Annotated in this window: 9 protein-coding genes; all 9 read left to right on the forward strand. The window is 52.6% G+C overall.

What is annotated here, in order from left to right; genetic code table 11:
• Positions 1 to 270 precede the first annotated feature (270 nt).
• The 9 genes from P1S59_12660 (at position 271) to P1S59_12700 (ending at position 10,530) form a co-directional block, all read left to right on the forward strand.
• Positions 271 to 849 (forward strand): hypothetical protein, encoded by a 579-nt coding sequence (locus P1S59_12660; protein ID MDF1527098.1) that lies wholly within the window; start codon positions 271 to 273, stop codon positions 847 to 849.
• Positions 850 to 2,820 carry a hypothetical protein gene (locus tag P1S59_12665; GenBank protein MDF1527099.1) on the forward strand — a complete coding sequence of 657 codons (1,971 nt, stop codon included), beginning with the start codon at positions 850 to 852 and terminating at the stop codon, positions 2,818 to 2,820. It abuts the gene before it with no gap.
• Complete coding sequence (locus tag P1S59_12670) at positions 2,817 to 5,750, forward strand: tetratricopeptide repeat protein (GenBank protein MDF1527100.1); 2,934 nt, start codon at positions 2,817 to 2,819, stop codon at positions 5,748 to 5,750. The genes P1S59_12665 and P1S59_12670 overlap by 4 nt, the downstream gene beginning before the upstream one ends.
• Positions 5,747 to 6,892, forward strand: a complete 1,146-nt coding sequence (locus tag P1S59_12675) for a tetratricopeptide repeat protein (GenBank protein MDF1527101.1) — start codon at positions 5,747 to 5,749, stop codon at positions 6,890 to 6,892. Before P1S59_12670 ends, P1S59_12675 begins: the two co-directional genes overlap by 4 nt.
• Positions 6,893 to 7,012: 120 nt before the next feature.
• Positions 7,013 to 7,312: a hypothetical protein gene (locus P1S59_12680; GenBank protein MDF1527102.1), complete on the forward strand. Its 300-nt coding sequence runs from the start codon at positions 7,013 to 7,015 to the stop codon at positions 7,310 to 7,312.
• Between the two features lie 181 nt (positions 7,313 to 7,493).
• Positions 7,494 to 8,117 carry a MotA/TolQ/ExbB proton channel family protein gene (locus P1S59_12685; protein ID MDF1527103.1) on the forward strand — a complete coding sequence of 208 codons (624 nt, stop codon included), beginning with the start codon at positions 7,494 to 7,496 and terminating at the stop codon, positions 8,115 to 8,117.
• Entirely contained in the window at positions 8,118 to 8,606 is a 489-nt protein-coding gene (locus P1S59_12690) for a biopolymer transporter ExbD (protein ID MDF1527104.1), read from the forward strand.
• 2 nt (positions 8,607 to 8,608) lie between these two features.
• Positions 8,609 to 9,109 (forward strand): biopolymer transporter ExbD, encoded by a 501-nt coding sequence (locus tag P1S59_12695; GenBank protein MDF1527105.1) that lies wholly within the window; start codon positions 8,609 to 8,611, stop codon positions 9,107 to 9,109.
• Positions 9,110 to 9,111: 2 nt separating this feature from the next.
• Positions 9,112 to 10,530, forward strand: a complete 1,419-nt coding sequence (locus P1S59_12700; GenBank protein ID MDF1527106.1) for an AgmX/PglI C-terminal domain-containing protein — start codon at positions 9,112 to 9,114, stop codon at positions 10,528 to 10,530.
• The last annotated feature ends 135 nt before the right edge of the window (positions 10,531 to 10,665 follow it).

Here is a 10,665-nt window from a genome sequence, read left to right on the forward strand (position 1 = left end):
GATCAATGACTGACAACAACCGTCATTGATCCGGGCGCCACTTACGGGCGCGGTGATGACATACTTCGAGGTCATCAACCGGATAGGGTCGCAAAAAGTCCAGACGGGACTTGTTGCTCCACGGGAAGCGAAAAATGTCATTTTCACTTCCCTCACAGATCAATGACTGACAACAACCGTCATTGATCCGGGCGCCACTCACGGGCGCGGTGATGACATACTTCGAGGTCATCAATAACCGCAAACTGTATAATGCTTGTGGAGGAAACGATGCGTTTAAGAATAACAACCGCCCTTGCGATCATACTTCTGATGTCAGGTATTGTCGCCCAGGTAACCGCACAGGCTGAGACCAGCGCCTCCCGCGAGGTACCTGTCAGTGAACTGGAAGATGAGCTCACAGACATTGAACAGAAGCTCACAGTCCTGGAGAAAGAGATCGATGTACTATTAGAGGATCTTGTGGATCCCAAAATCACCTCCCTGTCCGTTTTCTTCTTCTCCCGGAGCATAAGCGGACAGGTACCAGCTTCCGTTCAGATCCAGTTGGACGGCGAGCTTCTCACCAGCAGGGAATTCGTCGAGACCGACAGGCTTGTGCTTATCCGGGGGGGGGCGATCGAAGTTTACTCCGGGATCGCAGAGCCGGTTTCACACAACTTGAGTGTGGAGTGTTTTCTTTCATCAGGAGAACCCCAGGGCGAAATTACCAGCACCGGGAAGGCCATTTTCAAATTCGAAGCCAGAAGGACCATGGCAAACTTCCTGGAGATAACCCTTTCCCAAGACTCTGCCAAAAAGCCAACGACATATAGACTGGAAGCCAGACACTGGTCCAGGGAGCCCTGATTGGCCTATTTTCGAAGGATCCTCCCGATCCTGCTTTTCGTTATCGTGTATCCACTGAACGTACAGGCCGGCAACCTGATGGCGGACAGGCTCGTTCGGACGTCAGACACCGGGCTCAGAAATCGGCTCGCCATTGCCCACCTGGTCCGTGGCGAACCCATGGAGGTCAGCGCCATAACTCCCGGCCGGGAGGAGTCATCAGCCGAAGATCACTACAATGTGGGAATGGCCCTGGCTTTAACGGGACGATACATCCAGGCATCAGAGGCGTACCATCGTGCTATTTCAAAAAGCATACCTGGCAGCAGTACCCGGTTGAATGCCATTGAGCAGTTCATCAAAATGTCGTATTACAACCCCGGCCTCGATCTTCCAGCGATTGAAAATGATGAACGGGATGCATTGGGGCAAGACCTGTCCCTGGCTCTTTCAGGGTACCTGGCGGACCGCGGTAAACGTGAGGACGCACTCGCGGTTCTTGAAGGTACGACTTTCAGTGATGCCGGGACAAAGGTGATCTCAGGCATATTGACGGCAAGTCACCTTGCTGCCAGGGATGGCTGGGATGCCTCAACCAGATTAATCGGAAAAATCAAGGGCAGCGAGATTTCCACCCTCGTTGACCTCCTCTACCTGACCCGGGGTTATCACTACCTGCAGGCGCAACAACCTGACCGCGCCAGGAACTCTTTTCTCGCCATCTCTCCCTCCAGCCCTTACTCAGCAGATGCTCTTCTCGGTAAAGCATGGTCCCAAATCAGGACGGATGATCTAAAGGGAGCGGCCATCGTACTTGAAGAGCTGGTAGACCTGCACCGCTACAGCCACGCGGCCGGTGAAGGCGTTCTGGATCTGGCTCTCACCTACAGGGAACTGGATATGTACGACAAAGCCGGCTCAGTCCTCGATCACCATCTGCAGCGTCTTAAAGAAGTAGGAAACTGGGTTCTCGGACTCCGGGACAAGGACCTTCAGCCCGGCAGCCATATTATCACCCTCCTTGAACAAACTGTGGAAGGATCTTTCTCTGACCGTGACCTGCTGCGCCAGACACCGTTTTTTGTAAGGCAATGGATCATGGATATCTCGGTTGACCCATTTGTCAGGCACACAACGGCTCTTCTGAAAGGTTTAGACCTTGCCGAGGAAAGGGCCGTGAACCTCAGAAAGAGGTTTGACAGAGACGAGGAGCTGGTCAGAAAGGAAATAGACTGGGTCCAAAATGATTTATCCCGCACTCGCCTTACTACGGCTTGGTTGGAAGAGATAAGAAACCGCCTGAAATCCATCAAAAGTGACATGAGCATGACTTTACAGAACCGGTCTCTTGACGGGTTCGCCAGTGAGAAGGCAATGCTGCTCATATCTCGAACAGGGGAACTCAAGGAACGTCTTTCCCGAATGAAGAACTCGGTGAATAAGGCCGAAGGGTTCGCCTCTCTGGTGGGAAGACTTTCCGAGTCGGTAACAGCTTCCAGGGAGGAAAGTCAGCTCAACCTGATCAGGAAACAGGCATATGACGGACTCATCTCCTCCCGGCAGTCACTTCGCAGCTACAAAAACGAATTAACTTCCCTGGAAGGCCAGCTGTGGCTTGAGGTTAAGGGAGAGGCCATCCAGTTGGAAAAGAAAACATCTCTCAGGGTCACCTCCGGCAGAACAAGGGCAACACAGGCTTTGGCCGACACATCAAAAACCTTACGAATGCTCACCAACAGGCAACAGGCTCTGGAAGAATTCGAGCTTCTGCTTGGCCTACGCAAAAAAAATCTCGAAACCACACTTCCCGGGCAGCTGAAGACCCTGAGGAAAAAGATCAATGAAATGAGAGCTGCCAGACTTCTCACCCTTGCAGGTCAGACCTCTCAGAAAATCAGGGAGGCTGAAGCAAAAACTCTTTACACCTCCGCGGATATTGAGATCTCCCGAATGGAAAGTTCCGTGCGATCTTTGCAAGAGGTTGTACAGTGAGAAGAGTCTGCTTTCTAATGTTATGCCTGCTGGTGGCAACTTCCTGCGCCACAGCTCCCGATCCCGTTATGGATGTAGAAGAACATCTCACCCCGCGAGAACGCGAAGCCCGCCTTCTTTTGGAGATGGATCGGATAAAAAAACAGGATCGCAACCAGTTAACACAGCTGCTGCGACAAGCCCGGAAAGGGGGCCGTGAATTCCTGATACGTCAGGAACACGGGTCTCGCCTCAGATCAATTGAACTTTATCGGTCCCTCCTGAGCAAATACCCTGACAACACCAGCGATTACATGGCGGAGGCTTCCTTTCGACTTGCCGAACTTCTCTTTGAAACGGAGAGAGAAAGGATCCGGATGGTCCTGGAAACGGAGGGTGACACTGCCGAAATATTGCCTGATTTTAATGCCGCCATACAAGCCTATGCCCAGGTCATGGAACGCTTCCCCGGGCACCCGCTAACGGAAGATGCCCTGTACGGAATTGCCTATTGCTACACGGAGCAGGGTGATCCGGACCAGGCGGCCAACGGGTATGCCAGGCTTGTTAAGACCTTTCCTGAAACCAGATACTCGGTTGAGATCAACATGCGCCTGGGTGAATATTATTTCACAATGGAAGACATCCCCCGGGCTATTACCCACTATCAGCAAGTTGTCGCGGCAGGCGGGCCTGAATATGCCGAGAAAGCCCTCTACAAGCTGGGCTGGTGTTTCTACAACCTGGACCGATACGAAGAAGCCATAGACTCCTTCTTCGCAGTACTGGATTTTAATGAAAGCGGGGAAATTACTGCCGACAGCCTTGCCAATGAAAGCATGGACATTATTGCCCGTTCCTACACCGAGAGTGGCGGCACGCCGGCTTTTGTACGCAGGATCAAGGCTAAACCTTCCGATCCCTATTTATCCCGCATACTTTACCTGCTTGCGGACCTGTACAGAGAACGGTCTTTTTTTCCAGAGGCCCTCGGAACCTTCCGTACTTACATCCAGTTGTACCCTTCAGGAAACAGCATGCCCGAGGTCCTCGAACACATGCGTGAGACCTATCATATCCGCGGGGACACTCTGGCATCCCTTGAACTTTCTGAAAACTTCAGGCAGCACATCGGTCCCGAAACACCATGGTATAAAGAAGCCACAGAGGTGCGGCAGGAACAGGCTCGATCCCTGATCCTGAATAACCTGGAAACGGCAGCGAACCGGAGACGGGCTCGATTCCAGGCTGCGGGGGAGGAAACGGTGCTCAATTTGGCACTGAAGGATCTGACCGTTTATGAAGAGATCACCGGTGAAGACAGCCCGTGCAGGATCAAACATCTTAAGGGCATGGTTTTGGCGGAAATGGACCGATTTGAAGACGCAGTGCGTGTCCTCAACGACCTGGCTGTTGACAACAGCTGTTCCGAGCTGGCAGAACGCGCCATCCTGGCCTCTACTGACTACCAGATAAGCACTTACGACAGATCAGGAACTGTTGATCTTCCCCTGTTTGGAAATACCGTTAACATCCTTTCCAACGTGTCGCCGGACAGTCCGGTCACTCCCAGGGCGATACTGGTCCTCGGTGAGATCACCCTCAACAAAAACGCTTTGAAAGAAGCACGCGCCCATTTTTCACTTCTGATCCGCCGCTACCCCGCCGCACCCGAATCGGCCAGAGCCAGACTCCTTATTGCCCGCACTTTCTTCAAAGAGGGTGACTACAGACAGGCTGCAGCCTGGTTTCGCGAAGCCTGGAAGAAGAGCATTAGCGATGAAATGGGTGAAGAAGCTCGCCGGCTCCACGTTTACAGCCTGTTCAAATATGCGGAGGAACTTTCCTCCAAAAAATTAGCCACAGAGGCAGCCGAACGGTTCGAGGCGATCCATCGCCAGTTCCCGGACTCTGATGTTGCCCAGGTCTCTCTCTACAACGCCGGTAAGCTTTATAGATCCATCGGGCTCGAGAGAAAAGCCACATCTCTGTTTGAAACCCTTGCCGCGACCTATACCGATTCGGAGTTCGCCAGAGAAGCTCTCCAGATGTCTGTCCTCATCCTTGAGGCCCTCGGTGATCCGATCAGAGCTGCTGATGACAGCATGGTTCTGGCTTCAAGATCCCATGGCAAAGACAGGGAGGTTGCCCTGCTCAAGGCTGCGCAGCTTTACTCCGCTGGCAACGCACCGGAACGGGCAGCTTCATCCCGATCAACATACATCGAGGAGTTCCCGGAGCCGTTAGAAGAGCTTTCCAGACAGTTCTTTCTTTTAGGCCAGGACCTGGAAGAGATCGGGAATTGGGATAGCGCCCTGGACGCATACAAAAGGGGTGTGGCTCTGCAAAAGAAGGATCAGGCCAACCAGACCCTCACCGCCTTCGCTGCCAGAAGCCAGCTCCGTATTGCCGAAAGATCCTTTACTCAATACAAAGACTTTCACATAACTCCCCCCCTTGATAAAAATGTAGTACGAAAACGGGAGATGCTCCAGACCGTGATCAGGGATTTCGTTGCCGCCGGCAGTTACAAGACCATCGACGTCATAACGGCATCCAACTACTTTATTGGCCGGGCGCTGGAGCTTTTCAAAGGGGACATACTTTCTTCCCCAAAACCTGAAGGCCTGACCTCTCTTGAGCTGGAGGAATATGACCTGCTCCTCCAGGAGATGGCTTTTCCCTTTGAAGCCAAAGCACTGGATGCTTACAGGGTAAACATTCAGAGAGCCGTTAAGCTGGAGATCCTTGACCCGTGGATAGAGAAAACGTTTGAAAGGATGGCGGAACTGGCGCCATGGTCCTATCTGAGGAACGAATCCATCGCCTATCCATCTACCCTTATATCACCGCCACCCTTGAGCTTTCCTGCTTTGCGCGGAACGCTGAAAACAGACAGCATCAGAGACGATCTGGTCACAGACGCAATCCCGGTGGAGGAGCATCTATGATACCGGTGCTGCGTCTTTTACATTGGACACTGCTGTGTTGCCTCCTCACCCTTACCGGCGCCGGCTGCGTGACGACATCGTCCACCCGACATTTAACCGACCAGTCTGATAAACCGGGGCCGGCTGTGAATGAAGATCATGCTGTATCATCTGTTCCGACAGTCTCCAGGGAGCCTGCAAGCGAAGGGACCATACTCCTTGCCGGAATTACGGAATCCCTTCACTTAAATCAGGTTGTAGCGCCCCAGGACGCCGTCAGGGTCGTACAACTATTACCAGAGGATCCCACAAGCTGGCTGGCCGCGGGAATTGCCTCATACAGAGCCGGGGACCTCTCCAATGCCATGGAGCGTCTGACCCGTTCTGCTTCCCTGGATCCTGGTAACCCCATAACCCTCCTGGCCCTGGGCGAGACAGCTGTTATGACGGGTGACCTGACCAAGGCAGACCAATATTTCAGCACTGCCCACGAATTATCACCTTCAACTCAAAGCGCAAACCGCCTCGCACTGCTCAGGATCAGGGACGGGCATCTGGAATCGGCAAATGAAATTCTGACGAAAGCTCTTGCTGATGATCCCAGGGACATCATGACTCGAAACAATCTCGCTATTGCACTGGACATGATGGGCACAACCTCAAAGGGTATCGATATCCTGGCCCTGAATGAGATCGAGGATCCTCAACTTCTCCGCACGAGCGCCCTTCTCCAACTGAAAGAGGGACACCCTGACAGAGCCCTTGCAGACCTGGAAGCCGGGTTGGAATCAATAGGTTCCGCAGAAGAGTGGCTTCTGAGGGGTACGGCAGACCTTCAACAGGGGAAACTTCCCGAGGCGGAGGACAAATTCCGCTCGGCCATAGTGGCACAGCCATCAGGTTATGAGGGTTACCTCAACCTGGGCCTGACCTTGCGCAGGCAGGGAAAGTTCACCGAAGCGGAAAAAACTTATCAGGATGGGCTGGCCAGGGCGACCCATCCGGACCTGCACCTGAACCTCGGGGTGCTTTACGAACTTTACCGCGGGGAACCGGCCCTGGCCATTGAGCAGTACAGGCAATATATAAAACTGGAGGGTCCGGCATCCGAAAGGATCAACGGCTGGGTGGAATTTCTGGAGGGGATTCTTGAAACGAATTGAGTATTCCGAATTCAGAATTGAGAATTCTAGTCACACGTGGAACCGTTCAAAATCCTCAATTCTCAATGCGCAATTCTCACTCGGATTTGCTCATTTTCCCAAATTCTTTAAGGAGAGCAAATGAGCCGAACATTGACCTTTATCTCCATTTACCTGATATTATTGTGTTCGGCTGCGATCGCCATCGCCGAGGACAACCGTCCAAGAACATATATCCGTATGGAGGAGACTGATATCGTTGGTGTGATCGAACATCCGGAGATCACCTACATCATCCCCAAAACCAGGATTCGGTTCAGTAAAATACCCTTGGTGAGGGATTTTTCCAACCAAGCAACACGCCTGACAAATCCTCTGGCCCTCGAAACCGAGGTCAGGGTCAAAACTTTGCTCATCGGAACATTGAGATCTGCCGAATAAATCCGGCAGATCTCAATGTATGGTTTGCCGTAATCTGTTATATGCATTCATGAAGGAATAAGGGAAACAGGGGTTCTTAACCTAAAACAAGACACGGGTTCCAGATTGTCCCTTTTCCGGGAAAAATCAAATTCAGCACCGTGTCGTGACCTATCGACACGGTGCAAGGGAGGTATGCGAAATGGTTTTAATTGCCCAGGCTTTCAGGGACGGGGGACCGTTCATGTACCCGATCCTGGCAACTTCGATCTTCGCGGCGGCCATTATCATCGAACGGGTCTATTTTCTGGCCATCAGGTTCGGGATCGACGACAGAGCCTTTCTGAAAAAGATCCAGGAGCTTGTTGGAAAAGGTGACCCGGAAGGCGCCCGCAATTTGTGCAATAACACCCCCATTCCAAAAATTGTCCGTGCCGCTTTGGAGTGTGAAGGCTGTTCGGTAAGGGAGGTCCAGAACTCTGTGGATGAGGCTGCCATGGAGGTTCTGCCTTTGGTAGAACGGAGAGTCCATTACCTGGCCATGGCCGCAAACGTCGCCACCCTTCTGGGACTCCTGGGAACGATAGTCGGCCTCATGCAATCCTTTAATGCTGTGGCGGGGGCCGAGGCCGCACAGAAGGGGGCCGTTCTTGCCAAGGGGATCGCCATCGCCCTTAACACCACGGCCTACGGATTGACCGTTGCCATTCCCTGTCTTTTCTTTTACGCCTTTATCCAGTCCAGGGCCAACACTCTGGTGGAACAGATCGACCGTGTAGCGGTGAAAATGGTCAACATGGTCTCCTCCCGGGAATCGGCGGTCTAAATGGCTTTCAGGCCTTCCCAGCGCAGGAGCAAACCCGGGTATATCCTGGACCTTAACCTGGCTCCCCTTCTGAGCCTTTTCGTTGCTCTGATCCCCATGCTCCTTCTCACCGCCATGTTTCAAAAGGTGGGTATCGTCAACCTGTACCTCCCCACACTTGAGGAGGCACTCCTTCAGGATGGCGAAAACGATCCCTCTCAGGATTTCACTCTGTCTGTCTCAGTGACCTTGAAAGAGATGTCCCTCATGAAGGATCGAGAGGTGCTCATCACCGAGGATATTCAGGAAGGGTTGAAGCTCGACAGATTTATCGAAAAGCTGGTCACTCTGAAGAAAGAGTTCCCTGACAAGCGTGACGCAGTGCTTTTATTAGACAGCGAGATCCTCTACGAAACCATTATCGATATCATGGACGCTGTGCGTGTAAATGGCGACACGGAACTTTTTCCGGACATATCCCTTGCCGACAGAATATTGGAGGAGGGCTGAAGGTGGCGCACGCACCGACAAAAAGAAGGACAGCCAGAGCCAGGAAACCATCCCTGCTGACTCTCAACATCACATCGATGCTGGACATGTTCACGATCCTGATTATTTTCCTTCTTAAAAGCTATTCGGCAGAGGGTATTCTCCTTACCATCCCAACCGACCTTCACCTTCCAACCTCAACAACTCAGAGCGCACCGGAACCGGGACTTGTGGTTGAAGTTTCCAGAAACACCCTTATGGTGGATGGCAAAATGCTGGATGTGAACCTGGAGGAAATAAAGACATCTGAAAATCTTCTGATAGACACTCTTTACCAGCACCTGATGGTAAAGACCAGACAGTACCAGGAGATCTCCGGACTGAATCCCAACGCCGGATTTACCGGCCGCCTTGTACTTGAGGGAGATCGTGAAATACCTTTCAGGCTTCTTAAAAAGATCCTTTACACTTGTGGTCAGGCAGGCTTTATCAATCAATCCCTGGCTGTTTTTCAGAAAGAGTGACTTTGGCACGTAATTCTCTGCTCATTCACCTTCTCAGGAACGACCGTACCGTTACCCGGTCAGTGGTAAAGGGAAGGAATATTTACACCGGACGAGACTGGAAGTGCCAGTTGCTGGATCCGTCAAGCCCCGTGCACCGACAGAAACTCCTGTCGCGGACGATGGCAGGCTACACGATCAACCTCCCCATTAGTGCTGCAGGTACATTTATCTATCAGGGTTCCACTATTGCCCTCGAAGACATGGTGGCGTGGGGCCTGGCCAAAAAATCGAAAAAGGGCTATCAGGTCCATCATCGGGAAGGCATGTCAGCTGATATTCGTATCGGAAACGCCACCTATATTCTGGAGTATGGTCCACCCATCGTTCCAGAACTGGCCCTTGAACCTGCAAAGCAGGGGCACCTGCCCTTTAGATACCGGTTTCAAACTCCAAACAGGACCGATCTGACCTTTTTTACCCTCCTCACACTGATCCTGGTAGCTCATTTAGCGGGAGTGAGCGCCCTCAGGAAGTTCCCCATACCGGAAATAACCGCTCTCAAAGAGTTACCGAGACGAATTTCCCGATTGATCCTGGAACCTGTAGCACCGCCATCGCCGAAGATAGCGATACAAGGTGAAACGGGTGTGGGAGAGGGCAAGCCCACGGCGGAAGTGGAAAAGGAGCCGGAACCTGAAAGGGTCAAACCAGAGGCAGAAATACCCACCAAAGGAGATATCCCTGCTCCGGCAAATCGTGAAGTGATCCGAAACCAGGTTTCCAAAATGGGCATCCTGGGGGTCCTGACAGGCAGAGGAACAGCTGGGAGGAAGACAGCCGGCGCCGGGATCTCGGTACTGCAGCTGGATTCAGACCTGCAGCAGGATCTGGAAAATGTTCTTGGAGAGATAGGCGGAATTACCACTACCGCTTCCGTTGCCGGAACCGGCGGCGATGCCGGATTCGGGGGGACCGGGGCCGGAAGCGGGCTCATCGGCATCGAAGGGCAGTTAAACGACGCCAACGTATCTGGACCCATTCAGGTTTCCAATCTCGGCACGGCTGGCGGCCAGCCCTTCGGATCCCTGAATGGATCCAATACCGGAGAAGCTGCCGCAGAAGAGGTCATTGCTCCCGAGCAAAGGGAAGAACGCTCCACCAGGACTATTGCACGGGTAGTGGCTGCTCACACTGGAGCCATCCGATATGCCTACAACCGGGAGCTCCGGAAAAAAACCTCTCTCAGGGGAAAGATCATTCTGACCTTCACCATTTCACCTCAAGGAAATGTGACCGAATGCCGAATAGAGGAATCGGCCATGAACTGGCCGCCCCTGGAAAATTCCCTGGTTAAAATGATCCGGACCTGGAAATTCCCGGAAATCCCTGAAGGGGATGTTACTGTCAGCTATCCGCTGGTGTTCTTTCCGAGTATGTAATGGATACAGTACGCAGAACGCAGCACGCAGAAGAAGATCAAAAGCTGATTCACGGCCTTTTTTGAGATCTGAAATTTGATGACTTCGCAAAAAGTCATCAATGCGCCCCGCGCGGGGCGCCCAAATCAATGACTC

The organism is bacterium (assembly GCA_029210965.1).
Taxonomy (GTDB): Bacteria; BMS3Abin14; BMS3Abin14; order BMS3Abin14; family BMS3Abin14; genus JALHUC01.